Annotated in this window: 1 protein-coding gene and 1 pseudogene; both read right to left on the reverse strand. The window is 42.6% G+C overall.

Annotated elements, in window-relative coordinates; genetic code table 11:
- Positions 1–562 (reverse strand): Clp protease N-terminal domain-containing protein (locus tag R7Q11_RS26215; RefSeq protein WP_318094458.1); only part of this gene is annotated, 562 nt, incomplete at its 3' end.
- Positions 563–572: 10 nt separating this feature from the next.
- Positions 573–718, reverse strand: a pseudogene (locus R7Q11_RS26220) (type VI secretion system baseplate subunit TssG); the annotation flags it as partial.

Raw genomic sequence — 718 nt, forward strand, 5'->3', positions numbered from 1 at the left:
CTATTTTTCCAGCTTTAGCTTGCTCAGTAAGATCCGTTGTGAACTGATTCAATGCTGAGTTCGAGCTACTCGTCGCCTTAGAAGTATTGTTTCCACCATCGCCCACATGCTCTTTCATTGCGACTAGGCGAGATGGTTCGACTTTGTCTAGCTCCGCGCTAATAGCGTTCATCATATTCACTAGCGTGTCATCAGAAAGATACGCAAACAGTAAGTGGATACAGTTCACTTGTTCTTCATGAAACTCTATCGTTGCGCACATCAAAGCATTCTGCATCATGGTTACAGTATAAGCAGAAAGGCCTGGGACGGTTTGGCATCCAGTTTTGTATTTTTCAAGCTGAGCTTGCAGTTGTTCTTCGACTTTTCTTTCATCAATATCAAAAGCTTCAAACACTTCTGAATAAATACCGGATGGATGTTGAACTATCGTCAACAACCAGTGGGTCAACTCTATACTATGATGTGTACGCGAACTTGCCATTGCCGCCGCTTGCTCTAGCGTTTCCTTCGCTTGCGGAGACAATCTTTCGACCAACGCTGAAAGTGATAATGAAGCCATTATGTTTCCTTTAAACCGTAATTGTTATGTTGCGATCTTCCGTACGTTCATGTTTTTTCAGTACAGAGCCGACACCTAACTGACCTTGTTGCTTAGATATTTGAACTTGAGGCAATAGACTATGTTTAGTCGTGAGTTGCCATTTAACGTGCTTGT

Source organism: Vibrio sp. 970 (assembly GCF_033339075.1).